This is a genomic window from Yinghuangia seranimata (assembly GCF_029953285.1).
GTDB lineage: Bacteria > Actinomycetota > Actinomycetes > Streptomycetales > Streptomycetaceae > Yinghuangia > Yinghuangia seranimata.
Genome location: NZ_JASAOI010000002.1, coordinates 206,273 through 221,907 on the forward strand (window position 1 = coordinate 206,273; position 15,635 = coordinate 221,907).

Annotated in this window: 12 protein-coding genes; 2 read left to right on the top strand and 10 right to left on the bottom strand. The window is 73.4% G+C overall.

The window, feature by feature from the left end; all coding sequences use genetic code 11:
* Positions 1 to 129: 129 nt before the first annotated feature.
* The 6 genes from QI554_RS01160 to QI554_RS01185 form a co-directional block, all read right to left on the bottom strand.
* Positions 130 to 2,226, bottom strand: coding sequence for an ABC transporter ATP-binding protein (locus tag QI554_RS01160; RefSeq protein WP_281464773.1), 2,097 nt, complete (start codon positions 2,224 to 2,226; stop codon positions 130 to 132).
* Between the two features lie 447 nt (positions 2,227 to 2,673).
* Complete coding sequence (locus tag QI554_RS01165; RefSeq protein ID WP_281464775.1) at positions 2,674 to 3,627, bottom strand: amidohydrolase family protein; 954 nt, start codon at positions 3,625 to 3,627, stop codon at positions 2,674 to 2,676.
* The gene (locus QI554_RS01170; RefSeq protein WP_281464777.1) at positions 3,624 to 4,592 is read right to left on the bottom strand and encodes an alpha/beta hydrolase; all 969 of its coding nucleotides are present in this window, start codon (positions 4,590 to 4,592) and stop codon (positions 3,624 to 3,626) included. The genes QI554_RS01165 and QI554_RS01170 overlap by 4 nt, the downstream gene beginning before the upstream one ends.
* Before the next feature lie 25 nt (positions 4,593 to 4,617).
* Entirely contained in the window at positions 4,618 to 5,826 is a 1,209-nt protein-coding gene (locus QI554_RS01175) for an acyl-CoA dehydrogenase family protein (RefSeq protein WP_281464779.1), read from the bottom strand.
* A gap of 305 nt (positions 5,827 to 6,131) precedes the next feature.
* The gene (locus tag QI554_RS01180) at positions 6,132 to 7,076 is read right to left on the bottom strand and encodes a VOC family protein (protein WP_281464781.1); all 945 of its coding nucleotides are present in this window, start codon (positions 7,074 to 7,076) and stop codon (positions 6,132 to 6,134) included.
* A 79-nt stretch (positions 7,077 to 7,155) separates the two neighbouring features.
* On the bottom strand, positions 7,156 to 8,016 hold the full coding sequence (locus QI554_RS01185; protein ID WP_281464783.1) for a fumarylacetoacetate hydrolase family protein: 861 nt from the start codon (positions 8,014 to 8,016) through the stop codon (positions 7,156 to 7,158).
* Between the two features lie 205 nt (positions 8,017 to 8,221).
* On the opposite strand from QI554_RS01185, the gene QI554_RS01190 reads away from it, so the two are divergent.
* Both QI554_RS01190 and QI554_RS01195 read left to right on the top strand, forming a co-directional pair.
* Positions 8,222 to 10,255 carry an acetoacetate--CoA ligase gene (locus QI554_RS01190; protein ID WP_281464785.1) on the top strand — a complete coding sequence of 678 codons (2,034 nt, stop codon included), beginning with the start codon at positions 8,222 to 8,224 and terminating at the stop codon, positions 10,253 to 10,255.
* A gap of 70 nt (positions 10,256 to 10,325) precedes the next feature.
* Positions 10,326 to 11,096 (top strand): GntR family transcriptional regulator, encoded by a 771-nt coding sequence (locus QI554_RS01195; RefSeq protein WP_281464787.1) that lies wholly within the window; start codon positions 10,326 to 10,328, stop codon positions 11,094 to 11,096.
* Positions 11,097 to 11,124: 28 nt separating this feature from the next.
* Here the strand turns inward: QI554_RS01195 and QI554_RS01200 are convergent, their stop codons facing one another.
* From QI554_RS01200 to QI554_RS01215, 4 genes are all read right to left on the bottom strand, one after another.
* Positions 11,125 to 12,498 (bottom strand): S1 RNA-binding domain-containing protein, encoded by a 1,374-nt coding sequence (locus tag QI554_RS01200; protein WP_281464789.1) that lies wholly within the window; start codon positions 12,496 to 12,498, stop codon positions 11,125 to 11,127.
* Between the two features lie 180 nt (positions 12,499 to 12,678).
* Positions 12,679 to 13,602, bottom strand: coding sequence for an NAD-dependent epimerase/dehydratase family protein (locus QI554_RS01205; protein WP_281464790.1), 924 nt, complete (start codon positions 13,600 to 13,602; stop codon positions 12,679 to 12,681).
* A complete protein-coding gene (locus QI554_RS01210; RefSeq protein WP_281464792.1) occupies positions 13,599 to 14,852 on the bottom strand; it encodes a cytochrome P450 in 1,254 nt (417 codons plus the stop codon). Before QI554_RS01210 ends, QI554_RS01205 begins: the two co-directional genes overlap by 4 nt.
* A complete protein-coding gene (locus QI554_RS01215; RefSeq protein WP_281464794.1) occupies positions 14,849 to 15,634 on the bottom strand; it encodes a glycosyltransferase in 786 nt (261 codons plus the stop codon). Before QI554_RS01215 ends, QI554_RS01210 begins: the two co-directional genes overlap by 4 nt.
* Position 15,635: the final 1 nt, after the last annotated feature.

The following is a 15,635-nucleotide window of genomic DNA, read 5'->3' on the forward strand; positions in this document are numbered from 1 at the left end:
AAGACGGCCCTCTGTTCAGCTGTTCACAACTGTTCAACTGCTCAGACGGGCCGTCCGAAGCGGATCGAGTGCGCACACACTAGAGACTGCCTGAATTTTCAGTCAATATGAGAGGCCGGTCTTCTCCTTTCACGCACCGCCGCGCTCGGCGTCCGGGGCGTGTCCGTTGCCGGCCTTCTTGGTCGCGAACTCCGCCGCCTGGAGCCCGAACATGGTCCGGTACCGCCCGTTCGGCAGCGCCATGAGCTCGTCCCACGTGCCGTTCTCCACCACGCGGCCGTGGTCGAGGACGACGATGCGGTCGGCGCGACGGGTGGACGCCATGCGGTGGGAGACCAGCACGACGGTGTGGCCGGAGTCGGCGAGGCGGCGCACGTTGTCGTACGCGGCGATCTCGGCCGCCGGGTCCAGCGCGGCGGTCGGCTCGTCGAAGATCATCAGTTCGGCGTCGCGGAACGCGGCACGCCCGATCGCCGTCCGCTGCCACTCGCCGCCGGACAACTGCGCGCCGCCCGCGAAGCTCCGCGACACCAGGGTGTCCCAGCCGCGCGGCAGGTTCGGCAGCAGGGCCTCGGCGCCGGCGAACGCGACCGCGGCGGAGAACGCCGGGTCCGCGTCGTAGTCGGGCATCGCCTCGATCGGCGCCCCCGCGCCGTCGGCGCCACCGGCCGGCGCGCGGCCCATGCGGATGTTGTACCCGGCGGTGAACGGCCAGTGCACGAACTCCTGTGACACCAGGGCGACATGACCCTGCAGTTCGGCGCGGTTCAGCGCGGCGACGTCGACCCCGTCCCACATGACGGTGCCGGCGCTGGGGGCGTAGCACGCAGCGATGATCTTCGCCAGCGTCGACTTGCCGGAGCCGTTCTCCCCGACCAGCGCGACGACCGAGCCCTGCGGGATCGCGAGGGAGACCCCGTCGAGCGCGGGGGCGTCCTTGTCGGGGTAGGTGAAGGACACGTCGGACAGTTCGATCAGCGCGGGCGGCTCCGGGACGGGCAGCCCGGTGTCGGGGACGGCGTGCTCGCGGGCCGTCGCGCACGCGGTGCGGAAGTCGTCGAAGTACAGGACGTCCGCGAACAGGCGCGACGCCTGTTGGACGACGGTGCGCAGCCCGCTGCTGCCGCTGCGGATCGCCAGCACCGCCGTTCCGGCCGTGGACAGCGGCACCCGCGAGGACAACAGCAGCCACCCCAGCACGACATACGTCAGCCCCGTGGCGATCCCGCTCGCCGCCGCGGCGACGATGTTCGTGGCGGCGGTGGCCCGCGCGAGCCGGACCTGCTCGGCCTCCGCGTCCATCGACAGGCCGCGGAAGTGGTCCAGCAGGTGGTCGGCGCCGCCGTGCACGCGGAGTTCGTGTCCGGTGCTCTGCGAGGTGAGCAGGTAGGAGAGCTGGTCGAGCATCCGCTCGTGGTCCAGCCAGGTCCGGCGTGACGCGTACGTGCGGCGCGAGGTCGCCAGCGTCCCGTACGCGTGCGGGACCACGATCAGCCCCAGCATCGGCAGCAGCACCGGGTGCAGCACCGCCAGCACGCTACCCGCGGCGATGAGCGAGATGACCGCGCCGATGATGCCGACCGCCGAACCCAGCATCTGCCGCGCGGAGTCGCAGCCCGCCCGGGCCGCCTCCAACAGGCCGACGAACTCCGGGTCCTCCAACGTCGCCAGCTCGACCCGCGAGGCACAGGTGAGGAGTTCCTCGTCCGCGGCCCGCTCCACCTTGGGCTCCAGCCGGCCCGTGGCGACCGTGGACACCCCGGCGCACACCTGACCCAGCGCCGCCGCCGCGACGATCGAGAGCAGCGCCGGAAACGACGCCCGCACCCGGTCCGGCGTGGGCCCCGCCGCGAACAGCTGCACGAGCGCCGAGTTCGTGGCCAGCAGCCCGACCGCGCCCATCACACCCTGCGCGATCTCCGCGGCCAGCACCGTCAGCGCCGCACGCGGATCCGCCGACCAGGCGAGCGCGACGGCCTTCCGCAGCGACTGCGGCAACGTACGGGCCATCTGGCGCAGCGTCAGGGCCTGCCAGGCTTTGACGTGCCGCCCGTACCCGCCCTCGTACTCCAGCCACCCGCCGAACAACGCCCGCGCACTCCGACCGGGCACACGCGGAACCCGCCTGCGCTGTCGAGGAAGACGCCACCGCGTCCCGGCGTTGTCGCCGCCGGACTCAGGACCGTCGGAAGCGGGCGTCGCCGTGACCGCCTCGTCCTGCGTCATGACCGCACCTCCCGACCGGCCGAACCGGGACGGCCGAGCGAGGCACGATGCGAATCCGCTAGTAGGAAGGTGGAGTTGACGGTCTGTCGTTGCGCAGGCAGGCGGGCGGCGAGGGGACGGGCAGCGGCAGTGGGACGGCGCACGACGGGCACCTCCGTGGGGAGCGGCAGCGTGGCGATCAGCTTCGGGCGTGCTGCGGGCCCCCCGACAGAGCGCGCGGAGGCGCGAGGCGGGCGCCCGCATGCGAACTCACCCTTGACCAAACGTACTTCTGTCGCCTCACGTCGTCCCTGCGTACGGAGTGATGTGCCGTCGGTCCGGAGCGTGCAGCCGGCTCCGGGCCGCGTGGTAGGGGTCGGCGACCTCGTCGGCGTCCACGTAGAGGTGGGCGCCTGGGAGGCCGCGGTCAAACGTGTCGGTTCCTGACGCCGGTCGGTGCGCGCGCGGTCACGCGAAGCGGGGGAACAGCGCGTGGGCGTTGCGGGTCGTCAGGGTGTGCCAAGTGTCGCCCGGGGGCTGGTCGGCGGTGGTGAGGGTGGCCGCGTGCGCGGCGGCGATCGGGGCTGGGGTCCAGCAGTAGTCGCTGCCGTAGAGGATCCGGTCACGGCCGAATGCGCGCACCAGGGCCGGGATCTGGTTGGGGAACGGCGTTCCCGCCATGTCGAACCACAGGCGGCTCATCAGTTCCGGGACGGACGGGCCGTCGCCGTCGCCGAAGAACGCGCGGAACAGGTCGACGCGGTCGGCGAGCAGCGGGAGCGCACCCCCGCCGTGCGTGAAGATCCAGCGGATCCGCGGGTGCCGGACGAGCACGCCGGACAGGGCCAGGTCGCCGGCGGCGCGCGTGGAGTCGAAGATGAACTCGAGCATCGGGCGCGGGCGGCCCCCGCTCACCGCCTCGTGGCAGGCGGGCGAGGTGGGGTGGACGAACACCACCGCACCGCGCTCGTCGAGTTCGCGCCACAAGGGCTCGAACCCGGGGTCGCCGAGGTAGCGTCCGTCGGCGTTGGTCTCGACCGCGACACCGTCGCTGCGCAACACGTCGAGGGCGTACCGGGCTTCGGCGATCGACCCCTCGACGTCCGGCAGCGGCAGAGAGGCCAGGTGGCCGAACCGGGTCGGGTGCTCGCGGGCGACCGCGGTGCCGTACTCGTTGACCTCGCGGGCCAGTGCGCGTGCGGCCTTGTCGTCGCCGAAGTGCGTGCCCGGTGAGGAGACGGACAGCACGGAGCGGCCGATGCCGCACCCGTCCATCATCGAGATGTGGGTGGCGGGGTCCCAGTCGGGCCAACCGGGCATGCCGTCGGGGAACATGTGCCCCGCGGCGACAGCGGCCTCCTTGTACCGCGCGGTGACGAAGTGGGCGTGGACGTCGATGAGTTGTGTGGTCGCGGAGGTCACGGGCGGCCTGCCGCGGCCGATGCGGCGTGGAGTTCGGGGGTGGCGGCCGCGGCGGCGCAGCGCTCGGCGAAGCCGAGGACCTGGTGGCGGTATTCGTAGCCGGCGGCGCTGTTGGCGACGACGTGGGACGACCCGGGGAACAGCGCCGCGTCGACGTACGGCGAGCGGGTGCGCAACGCGGCGGCGAACGCGGCGACGTGGTCGGGGTCGGGGACCCACAGGGTGTCCAGGGCACCGAGGCGGTAGTGGACGGGAACGGTGACCGCGGAGGCGACCGCCTCCCAGTCGCGGAGCCATCCGCCGACGACCTCGTTGAGCTCCGCGCGGACAGCGGGCTGGAACGACTCGCGGCGGGCTCCGGCTTCCATGACGTAGCGGGGGATGGTCCACAGCGGCGGCATCTCGATCGCGCCCGTGAGGAGGGCCGGGTCGGCGTGTTCGGCCGGTTCCACGTCGTCCCAGAAGCCGACCAGCCGCGGCGGCGGGACCTGTCCGATGTCGGCGACCGCCACGCCCAGCAAGGGCCAGGCGGGTGCCTCGCGTTCGGTCCACAGGGCGGCGAGGTGGAGAGCGATCGCGCCGCCGATCGAGCAGCCGACCACGACCACGCCGGGGCGCTCGGCGCCGTGCCGGCCCCACAGTTCGCCGACCGCGTCGTGGAGGAATTCGGCGTTGGCGCGCATCAGGCCCGTGTCGGACGTGGGCGGGAAGCCGAGGGTGGCGCTGCCGCCGGCGCCGGGGCGGTCGAGGGCGAGGGCGGGGAAGCCGTTGCGGGCGGCCAGTTCGAGTTGCGAGTGGCCGGGGATGTCGAACGCGGTGGCGTCGGCGCCGCCTCCGTGGACGAACACCAGCAGCGGCTTGCCGCATGTGTCGGAGTCGGTGTCGGGCGTCGGCGCGGCGGGCAGTGCGGCCAGGCCGGTGATCCGTCCGTCGAGCAGGGAAAGGCGGTGGCGGGTGAAGGACATCGGTCGCTCCTTGCGGCGGAGGTCGTCAGATCATCGGGGTGATCTGGTCGTCGCGGCCCAGCAGGGCCTTGCCGTAGACCTCGTAGTTGACGGCGGGCAGGGTCACCGCGTGCCGGGCGGCGACCGCGGAGTCCCGCCACAGGCGCTGCAGCGGGTTGCTGTCGGCGAAGCTGGCCGCGCCGTGCGCGGACAGCAGGATGTCGATCGCCTTGGTGATGTGGTCGAGCGCCCACGCGGTGTCGGCGCGCATGCGGGTGCGCTCCAGGACGTCGGGGTACGTGCCGGCGCGGGCAGCGCGGTCGATGTCGTCGGCGGCCCGGTACGCGTGCAGGTGCGCGGTGTCGATCATCAGGGCGGCGTTGGCGAGTTGGAGCTGGAAGGCCACCGAGTCGGCCTGCGCGGCGAAGTAGGTGTACGCGATGGCCTTGGTGGCGGACTTGTCCCGTACCAGTTCCAGGGCCTTGCGCCCCATGCCCAGTTGCGGGCCGGCCAGGACGAGGGCGAGGACGGGCACCAGCGCGGAGCGGTACAGCTCCTCGCCGCCGTGCTCGGTCCCGTACTTGCCCTCCAGCGCCGCGAGCGTCGACATGACGCGGTGCTCGGGCACGAACACGTCGTCCGCGACGAGGCAGTTCGAGCCGGACGAGGACATGCCCGCGACGAACCAGGTCTCCTCGAGGTCCACGTCCGAACGCGGGATCAGCGCCGTGGCCTGGTCGACGAGTTCGCCCGCCTCGTCGGTGACGGGAATACCCAGAACGGCCCAATCGGCGTGCCAGGAACCGGAGTTGTAGAACCATCGGCCGGTCACGCGGTACCCGCCGTCGACCTTGACGGCCTCGGCGCTGGGGGTCAGGACGCCCGAGACCTTGGCGTCCGGGTTGTCCGCCCAGACGTCGTCCTGGGCCCGCTGGTTCATGCAGCCGGTGATCCACGCGCAGACGTTGCAGAGGGCGACCACCCACGAGGTTCCGCCGTCGGCCTCGCCGACCGCCGCGGACACGTCGAGCATGGTCCGCAGCGACGTCTCGTACCCGCCGTAGCGGCGCGGCTGGGCGACCTTGAAGGCACCGGCCTCGGTCAGGGCGGTGATGCTCTCCTCGACGACACGGCGGTCCCGCTCGCCCTGGGCGCCGTTGGCGGCCAGCATCGGCTGCAACGCGCGGATACGGGCGAGGAGTCCGTCCGCCTCGGAGACGGCGCTCGTGACGGGTTCGGGGCTGGTCGTGGTCATGGCTGTGCTCCTTGCGGGCGGTGGTCCGGCGGCCGGAGAGGCGGCGCGAAGACGGACGGGACGGGAAGGAGGACGGAGACGGAGACGCGAAGAAGGGCGCGCGGAAGACACGAAGGAGGGCATGCGGAAGACACGAACAAAGACGTGTAGAAGGCGCGAAGCGCGACGGGAAGAACGGCAGCAGCGCGCGGCGAGCACGCACGCCGACGGCGGCTCAGCGGCTCAGCGGCTCAGCGCTCAGCGGCCGGACGCCGCGAGCCGCTGCGCGGTCGCGGCGGTGCGGTCACACAACGGCCCGACCGTGGTCAGGACGCGGCGCCGTGGCTGTCGGTCATGAACTCGGCCAGGTCCTCCGGGGCGAGGAAGGACGGCGGCGGGGGCGGCCCCCAGTTGTACAGGCCGCGCATGCCCTCGAGCGTCTCGGGCTTCCACAGCGCGTCCTCGACGATGCAGTCCAGGTCGGAGTAGTACTCGGAGAAGTTGCCGGCCGGGTCGCGCAGGTACCAGAAGAAGTTCGAGCCCACGTGGTGCCGTCCCAGGCCCCACACGTGGCGCTCGGGGTGGCCCTCCAGCATGGCGGTGGCGCCGCGGCCGACCTCGTCGACGTCGTCGACCTCCCACGCGGTGTGGTGGAGGAAGGCCGCCGGGGCCTGCTGGACCAGGACGTTGTGGTGGTCGGTCGAGCAGCGCATGAACGCCGCGAGGCCCGGCACGGTGTCGCTGACCTTGAAGCCGAGGCCGTCGGCGAAGAAGCGCTGGGAGCCTTCCTGGTCGGTGGAGCCGAGGACCACGTGGCCCAGCTTGCGCGGACGTACCGGCGCCTCGCGCAGGACGCCGGGCGCGCGGGTGTCGGGGCGCGTGACGTGCCCGGGCGCGTTGTACGGCGGCGCCGGCGTCTCCCGCTGGGTGGTCCGGCCGGTCACCTCGACGACCACCGAGGTCCCGGTGCCCGGGTCGTGGGCGCGGATCCCGCCCGGCTCCGGTGTCGCGGCGATCTCCAGCCGGGCGAGCCGTGCGGCGATCCGGTCGATGTCGTCCGGGTCGTCGGCGCCGATGCGGATCTCCACGAGCCGACGGCGCTCCCCGGGCACCAGGCGCAGTTGGTCGCCGCCGTCGGCGGTCGCGAACACCCGTTCCGCGGAGCCGGATTCGGCTTCCGCGGCGGCGAGTCCGAAGTCCGCGTAGTACGCGCCCGCCGTGCCCACGTCCGGGACGGCGACGGTGATCTGGTTCAGGCGGTGCAGGGGCATGTCCCGTTCTCCTGTCGGTCGTTCGCCTGGTCGATCGCCCTGCTGGGTCGGTCGCCTGCCTGGTCGGTCGCCTGTGCGCTCACCCGCCCGCGCGGGCGCCGGGTCCGTCCACGAGGTCGTTGCGCAGTTCGCCGATCCCCGCGATGTGGCTGACCAGCGTCGTTCCGGGACGCAGGTAACGCTGCGGGTCGCGGGCCATCCCGACGCCCGACGGCGTGCCGGTGAAGATGATGTCGCCGGGGAGCAGCGGGCAGACCGCGGAGAGCCGGGCGACGAGTTCGGCGACGCCGAAGATCATGTCCCGGGTGCGGCCGTGCTGCAGGACCTCGCCGTCGACAGCGCAGCCCAGTTCCAGGTCGTCGGGGTCGGCGACCTCGTCCGGGGTCACCAGTGCGGGGCCCAGGGGCGCGAAGCCGGGGAACGACTTGCCGAGCGAGAACTGCGGTGCGGGCCCGCTCAGTTGGACGACGCGCTCGGACAGGTCCTGGCCGACCATGAGACCCGCGACGTGGCCCCACGCGGCGGATTCGGCGACCCCGACCGCCGTCCGGCCGATCGCCACGACGAGTTCGACCTCCCAGTCGACGTTGCCGGAGGGCAGGACGACGGGGGAGCGCGGGCCGGTGACGGAAGTGGGGAACTTGGTGAAGACCGGTGGGGATTCAGGGCGTTCGAGCTGGGCTTCCGCCGCGTGCTCGGCGTAGTTGAGGCCGATCGCGAAGACCTGGCGCGGCAGCGGGGTCGGCGCGCGCAGCTGCGACTCGTCGACGGCGAAGTCCCCGCCGCCGGCGCCGGCCGCCCAGTCGCGCAGCGCGTCCCACGACTCGAACAGGGCCTGCGGGTCGGACGGGAACCGGCCGCCGCTGGCCTTCTCGACGTCGAGGCCTCCTCCGTCCGCGTCCAGAAGCGTGGCACGTCCGGCGACGTTGGCGATGCGCATGCGGGCTCCGAGGTAGGTCGGTCGTGTCGGCCGTGTGTCCGATGCCTGACGGCCGAGTGCGGCCAGCCTGTGCCCCGGCGAGGCGACCGGTCAAGATGAAATCGATTTTTTGTAGAGAAGATTTCTGGCTCCTCGACAATCGTTTCTGCCGTGGATAGCGTGGCGGCTCCCCGAAGCAGGCCCGGGCAGTCTGGAGGCAAGCGGTATGAGCGGATCGCCGGAGATCGGACACGTGGCACCCGTGTGGGAACCCACGCCCGCCGCCGCGGAGGCAAGCGCCGTCGCGGCGTTCGCCCGCAGCGCGGGGGCCCGCTACGGCCTGCCGCTCGACACCTACCGGGCGCTGTGGGAGTGGTCCGTGGACCGGCCCGGCGACTTCTGGACGCACGTCTGGGACGTCTTCGCCGCCGGCCGGGTCCCGGCTCCCGCACCCGCGCTGGCCTCCACCGCGATGCCCGGCGCGACCTGGTTCCCCGGCGCCACGCTCAACTTCGCCGACCGGGTCTTCACCGGCCGGCCCGCCGACAACGACGCGGCCACCGCGGTCGTCGCGGTCACCGAGGACGGCACCGAGACGCGGCTGACCTGGCGCGAGCTCGAACAGCAGGTCTCCGGCGCCGCGGAACTGCTGCGCGACCTCGGCGTCCGACCCGGCGACCGGGTGGCCGGCTACCTGCCCAACGGCGTCGCCGCCGTGGTCGCGTTCCTCGCCGCGGCGAGCGTCGGCGCGATCTGGTCCTGCTGCGGCCCCGACTACGCCGCGCCCGCCGCCGCGAACCGCCTCGCCCAGCTCGAACCCACCGTGCTGGTCTGCGCCGACGGCTACCACTTCGGCGGATGCCGCCACGACCGCAGGGGCGAGGCGGTACGGCTGGCCGCCCTGCTGCCGACCGTCGGCACCGTGCTGCACGTGCGCCATCTCGGCCTCGAACCCGGCGAGTTCGCCGTCCCGGTGCTCGACTGGGACGCCGCACGCGACCCCGCCCCCGGGCCGCTGCGGCCCGAGCCGGTCCCGTTCGACCACCCGCTGTGGGTGCTGTACTCCTCCGGCACCACCGGCGTGCCGAAGGCGATCGTGCACGGCCACGGCGGCGTGGTGCTGGACGGCCTCAAGACGCTCGGCCTGCACCTCGACATGTCCGCCCACGACCGGCTGTTCTGGTACACCACCACCAACTGGATGATGTGGAACTTCACCGTCGAAGCGCTCCTCGTCGGCGCCTCGCTGGTGCTGTACGACGGCAACCCCGGCCGCCCGCACGCGAACCGCCTGTGGGAACTGGCCGCCGAGCACCGCGTCACCGTGCTGGGCACCAGCCCCGCGTACCTGGGGGCCTGCCAGCGCACCGGCGTCCGGCTCGCCGACGCGCACGACCTGTCGGAGCTACGGCTGGTCGGCGCGACCGGCTCCCCGGTGCCGGCCGCCTCGTACCACTGGATCCACGAGCAGTTCGGCGGACGCGTCCCGCTCGTGTCCGTCTCCGGCGGCACCGACGTCGTCACCGGACTCGCCGGATGGGCGCCCAACCTGCCGATCTGGCCCGGCGAGATCTCCGCGCCCGCCCTCGGCGTCGCGCTCGACGCGTACGACGACGCGGGAAAGCCGGTCCGCGGCGACGTCGGCGAACTCGTGGTCACCGCGCCGATGCCGACCATGCCGCTGTACTTCTGGAACGACCCGGACGGCGCCAAGTACCGGGACGCCTACTTCGACACCTACGACGGCGTCTGGCGGCACGGCGACTGGATCACCCTCACCGAACGCGGCAGCGTGGTGGTCCACGGCCGCTCCGACGCCACGCTCAACCGGCAGGGCGTACGGCTCGGCAGCGCCGACGTCTACGAGGTCGTCGAGGCCGTCCCGCGGGTCCGCGACAGCCTCGTCGTCGGCCTCGACCGCCCGGACGGGACGTACTGGATGCCGCTGTTCGTCGTCGTCGACGGCGAGCTCGACGACGCGCTGCGCGCCGCGATCACCGAGCGGCTGCGCCGTGACGCCTCGCCGCGGCACGTCCCCGACGAGGTGGTCCCCGTCGCCGCGATCCCGCGCACCCGCACCGGCAAGAAGCTCGAAGTGCCGGTCAAGCGCATCCTCCTGGGCGCCGACCCGGCCTCCGTGGTCAGCCGCGACGCCGTCGACGACCCCGACGCGCTTGACGCGTTCATCGCCCTCGCGCGCCGCACGGCCTCGACGCCGCCCGGTCCCGCACCGCGTACACGGGAGATCGATCTGGCATAGAATTGCAGATCATCCGCCAGAAAATCGACAAGTCGGCCGCGTGCCGAACCGAGGGCCAGGGGGCCGCGCAGTGGCGTCACGACAGGACAAGGACCGCCCGGCCGTCCGCAGGCTGGACAAGGCGGCCGACGGCGACGCCGCCCCCAGCCGGACCGTCGCCGTCCAGACGCAGCTGCGCGCACAGATCCTCGCCGGCGAGTACGCCCCGGGCGCGCGCCTGAGCCCGCGTGCCCTCGCCGACCGTTTCGAGGTCAGCCTCTCGGTGGTCCGCGAGGCACTGAGCCGGCTCACCGAGCAAGGCCTGGTCGTCGCCGCCCCGCAGCTGGGTTTCTCCGTCGTCTCGCTCGACGTGGCCGACCTCGTCGACCTCACCAAGGTCCGCGTCCTGATCGAGGGCGCGGCGTTCCGCGAAGCCGTCGAACACGCCGACGTCGAGTACGAGGCCCTCGTCGTCGGGGCGCACCACCGCCTGACCCGCACCCCGTTCCTCGACGACGTCGCGGCGATGTCCGTCACCGACGAATGGGCGGCCGCGCACGCCACCTTCCACGACGCTTTGATCAGCGCGTCCCCGAGCCCACGCCTGCGCGGCCTGGCGGCGAGCCTGCGCGACCGCGCCGAGCTGTACCGGCGCTGGTCCGGCCCGCTCGTCGCCACCGAAGCCGCCACCCGCGACGTCGCCTGCGAACACCGCGAACTGATGGACGCGGCCCTGAGCCACGACGCGGACCGCGCCGAGGCGCTGCTCGCCGCCCACATCAACCGGACCACCGACCTGCTGCTGACGTACGTCCACCGCACCGACAAGGACGGCGGCGCGGCGGACGAGGCGACGGCCTGACGAGGGGGCGGCTCTGCCGCCTATGGGCTCAGTCGTCCGTCGCCCGCCTCAGCGAGAGCGTGATGCGTCGTCGGTCGAGTCCGATGTCGAGAACAACGACGCGGACGCCGTCGCCCACGGACACCACCTCCGCGGGCTCGGCGATCTCGTGGTCGGCGAGTTCCGCCAGCGGGACCAGGCCTTCGACTCCCGGTGCGACGCGGACGAACGCGCCGAACGGGACCAGCTTGGTGACGTACCCCGGCAGCGTGTCGCCGACCTGGTGCGTGTCGGCGAATCCGTGGTACGGGTCGGGCAGCAGGGCCTTGACGGACAGGCTGACCTGTTCGAAGGAGTAGTCGACGGACTGGATCCTGGCCCGGATCTCGCGACCGACGGGGGCGACGTCTGCCAGATTGAACTGCCCCCACGCCATTTCGGGGACGCGCAGCCATCCGACGCCGCGGCCGAGGCCGTCGTCGAGGTCGACGTAGACGGCGATGTCGTGCAGCCCGGTCGAGACGACCCCCGTGACGGTGTCGCCGACCCGCAACGAAGCCAGGTAGGTGCGTAGTTCGTCGGCCCGGGTGCGGTCGGCGCGCCAGCGTGCCCGGAGCACGCCGTCCGCGTCGGGCAGCACGGCGGCGGCCAACGGGTCGCGGTCGGCGGGCTCCAACGGGACCAGTGCGTACCGGTGTCCGGGTTCCGCCTTGAGGGCGGCTCCCGTGGGAAGGTCGGCGATCCGCTCGTGGTGGAACCGCCCGACCGCGTACTGCTCGACGAGCAGTTGGAGCCGGTTCTGCCTGACGATCGCGTCGCGGACCGCGTCGGCGTCCTCGGTCGGATCCGGCCAGACGGCCAGCCGGGCACGAGGCCGCAACCGTCCGCGCAGCGCGTCGACGTCCTGCGGTGTGGTCGGGCGGTGCCAGGTGTACGCGTTACGGATGTACTGCTCCTCCACCAGCACCCCGCCGTGCGCGTCGACGAGCCGGGTCACCTCGGCCCAGAACTCGGCGTCTGCGGGCCGCTGTTCGTCGACCTGGTCGAGCGACGGGTCGTACGGGGAGCGCGCCACCTCGTCGACGTGCAGCCCCAAGGCCCGCGCGCGGGATACGGCTTGCCCGGGGTCGGCCGTGGCCCCGACGTACACGTCGTGCTCGGTCCCCACGTGCACGAAGAACCCGCCGTCGCCGAGCAGTCGGCACCAGGTGCCTTCGCGCAGGACCATCGCCCGCACCAGGCCCAGCGCGGTGCCGAGCGGGACGAGTGCGCCGTCGTGGTAGCCGGTCAGGTCGTACGGGAAGAGCCCACTCAGCCCGTGGTTGCCCCGTCCGTGAAGAGAGGAGAAGGAGAAGAACCCTTGCCTCATGGGATTGTCGACGGTCAGATGGGTGAGTTCCGCGTCGAGCGCGAAACCGGCCACCGCCGCAGCCCATGCGTGCGCCGTGGACTCGCGTGATTCGTGAGCGAGTTGTGCCGAGGCTGCGTCCCGCTCGGTGTCCGGGGCGCACCGACGCAGGCGGTAGACGACGGGCGCCATCTCAGCGCCCGGTGCGGCTCGAAGTCGCCCGAAGGGCCGGTCGCGGGTGGACAGGAGACATGATCATCCCGTCACCGTAGCGGCGATCAGCGCCGCCGGGTAGTCGCTCAGCGTGCGGAGCGGAGTCCAGCCGCGGGACCGGGCCTTGGACACGTCGAGGACGACGGAGTGCGCCAACTGGTCCACGGCGTAGCGGGTGAGCGGCGGGTCCTCGTCTGGGCGCACGCGGGCCAGGGACTCGGTGACGGCCGCGGCGGCGCGGGCAGCGCGGAGGGGGAGGTGTCGGATCCGTGCCGGCGTGCTGTGGGCGCGCAGCACTGTCTGAACCGCCGCGTCGCGGTCGTACGGTGCCGGGTCGGCGATGTTGTACGCGCCGGGCGGCCAATCGACGGCGGCCAGGCAGGCGTCGGCGAGGTTCTCGACGGCCGTGAGGCTGAGTCGGACGCTCGGCCCCGGCAGCAGGAGGAGGCCGCGGCGGACGCGCGACAGCAGTCGGGGCACCAGGTGCGGGTCGCCGACCCCGTACACCGCCCTCGGCCGCAGCACCACGGCGCCCGCGGCAAGGGCGAGGGCCTCGCCGGCGGCCTTGGTGCGGCCGTACGCGTTCAACTGGCCGCGCACGGGGTGCTCTTCGGTAATCCGCGCCCGGCCGGGGCCGGGAGCGTAAACGCTGGCGCTGCTCACCCACACCACCCGTCGTCCGGCGGCGGCCTCGAGGAGCCGCGCCGTGCCGTCGACGTTGACGGAACGCATCGCGGCCTCCGAGGCCGAGCCGGGTACCGGGTCGCCGACCGCCGCCGCGCAGTGCACCACCACGTCGGCGCCGGACAGGTCGGGCGTGGTGCGCGCGGCGTCCCACGGGATGTGCCGGCCCACCGGGCCGGGGCGCCGGCCGACGCACAGGACGTCGGCGCCCAGCGCTGCCGCGGCGGTGGCGACATAGGAGCCGCAGAATCCGCTCGCGCCGGTCACGGCGATCGTGGTCACCGGTACTCCGTAGGTTCGTTCGTGCGGCCGTCGGCCGCCTGGATGACGAGGGAGCGCCACGCGGGCAGCGCCGCCCGCCGGTCCACGCGGGCGCGCACGACGACGGGACGGTACGGGGCCAGAGCGGCGAGGGTGTCGTCGAGCTGGGCGCGGGCCAGCCGCGCGCCGGGACACGCATGGCCGCCGGCGCCGAAGACGAGCTGGGCGACGGCGGGCGGGGCCGGGTGGCGGGCGTCAGGCGGACGGCTGTGGGCCCCGGCGGCGTGCCGGGCCACGAGGATCAGCCGGTCGCCCGCCGTGACCGGGCAGCCGTCCAGCTCGGCGTCGGCCGCCGCCACCCGGGGCAGCAGCGGGGACGGCGCGACGACGCGGAGAAGTTCGCCGACCAGGGCCGGACGCAGCCGGTCGTCCGCCGCCTGGTCCCACAGCCCCGCGTCGGCACACCAGGCGGCGGCGCGCGGGAGGGCGGCGACGGTGGTGGCGACGGCGGCGACCGCAAGCATGGCGGACAGGGCGGATTCCGCGCCCGTGTCTGTGCTGTGGCGCGTGCACTCACCTGCGGCGCCGGGTGCCTTCCTGCCCGAGCTCGCGGCCGCCGGTGCCAGGAGGGCCTCCAGCCGTGCCGCCGCCTCGGCCGCGCGGCGGACCGTACCGGGAAGCCGAGGACCGGGCAGGTGGCTTCGTACGGCGGCGGCCGCGGCGCTTGCGGCGGCTTCGGCGACGCGTTCGGGATCGGCGTTGGCGTTCAGCAGTTCGCAGACGGTGGCTCCGGCCAGCTCGCGGGCCAGGGGCACGAGGTCGATCGTGTGTCCGGCGCCGAGCGGGGCGGTGTGGCGGGCGAGGACGTCCAGCCACACCGGCCGCAGCAGCTCCACCGCGGCCGCGCCGAGGTCTTCGGCGACCGCGCGCCGGGCATGCCGGTGACCGGCGCCCTCCTGATCGAACAGCGTTTCGCTGCACGCCAGTTCCCGGACCGCGCCGCCAGTCGTGCCGACCGCGGTGCGGTTCAGGGGGACGCGCGTGAGGGCGTCGCGGTACGGCTGCGTGCCGTGGACCAGCACGGTGCTCCCGAGGCGGGCCACCGACCGTCGGCGCGTAGCGGCGAGGAGGGCGAACAGCACGGGGTGGCTGCGGGTGTACACGCGCCGGTCGCGGCGGCGTGCGGCGTGCTGCCCGGCCGAAGGGGAAGCGCTGGCCGAGTCGTTGGACCCGGCCGGTGGTCTGGGGGCTGTCGACGGTTCGGTGGTCATCGGACGTGCACTTCCCTCACATCGGCCGGGCGGTAGCGCCGATCCCAGCACCACAGCAGCGTCCGGCGCGCACCCCATGCCCGCAGGCGGCGCAGGCTGGACTCCACCACCATCCGCTCGGCCCGCGCGATCCGGTCGCTGTGTTCGCGCGCCCGGTTGAGCAGGACGACGTCCTCGGCCGGTCCTTCCAGCGGAACGCGGGGCGTGCCGCCGCAACGCACGTACAGCGCGGCGGTGATGGCGATGTTGTGGCCGTGGCACAGCACGAACGGCGCGCGGTAGCGCGGGTGGCGGTGCTCCTTGCGGTAGCGCCCGTACAGCGCGGTGACCCGGACCACGGCCGGGAGCAGGTAGCGCTCGGCGGGCGAAGGGCCTTCGTCGCGACGCGGGACGCTGCGCCCGCACGCCATCTCAACGCCGCGCGCGAACTGCCCGCGCGCCGCCGCGATCCAGTCGTTCGCGGGAAGGCAGTCGGCGTCGGTGCGCACGAGCATTTCCGCGCCGTGCTCGATGGCGAACCGGAACCCCGTGTCGGCGGCCGCCCCCGCGCCCGGCTGCTCCTCGTGGAGGACGTGCACGGGGTAGGGCGCCGTGGCGGCGAAGCGGTGCACGATGTCGGCGGTCTTGTCTGTCGAGGCGTTGTCGACGACGACGAGCGTGAACGCGGTGTCGGTCTGGGCGGCCAGCGCGGCGAGGGTGGCGCCGATGCGGGCCTCCTCGTCGAAGGCGGGCACGACGGCCCACAACAGCGCCTGATCCGGCGGAGTAGGCGATGCGGTCATC

Bases quoted from the DNA above. Each gene is read 5' to 3' on its own strand.
- QI554_RS01160 (WP_281464773.1), bottom strand. From the start codon at position 2,226: ATGACGCAGGACGAGGCGGTCACGGCGACGCCCGCTTCCGACGGTCCT.
- QI554_RS01170 (WP_281464777.1), bottom strand. From the start codon at position 4,592: ATGTCCTTCACCCGCCACCGCCTTTCCCTGCTCGACGGACGGATCACC.
- QI554_RS01175 (WP_281464779.1), bottom strand. From the start codon at position 5,826: ATGACCACGACCAGCCCCGAACCCGTCACGAGCGCCGTCTCCGAGGCG.
- QI554_RS01180 (WP_281464781.1), bottom strand. From the start codon at position 7,076: ATGCCCCTGCACCGCCTGAACCAGATCACCGTCGCCGTCCCGGACGTG.
- QI554_RS01185 (WP_281464783.1), bottom strand. From the start codon at position 8,016: ATGCGCATCGCCAACGTCGCCGGACGTGCCACGCTTCTGGACGCGGAC.
- QI554_RS01190 (WP_281464785.1), top strand. From the start codon at position 8,222: ATGAGCGGATCGCCGGAGATCGGACACGTGGCACCCGTGTGGGAACCC.
- QI554_RS01210 (WP_281464792.1), bottom strand. From the start codon at position 14,852: ATGACCACCGAACCGTCGACAGCCCCCAGACCACCGGCCGGGTCCAAC.
- QI554_RS01215 (WP_281464794.1), bottom strand. From the start codon at position 15,634: ATGACCGCATCGCCTACTCCGCCGGATCAGGCGCTGTTGTGGGCCGTC.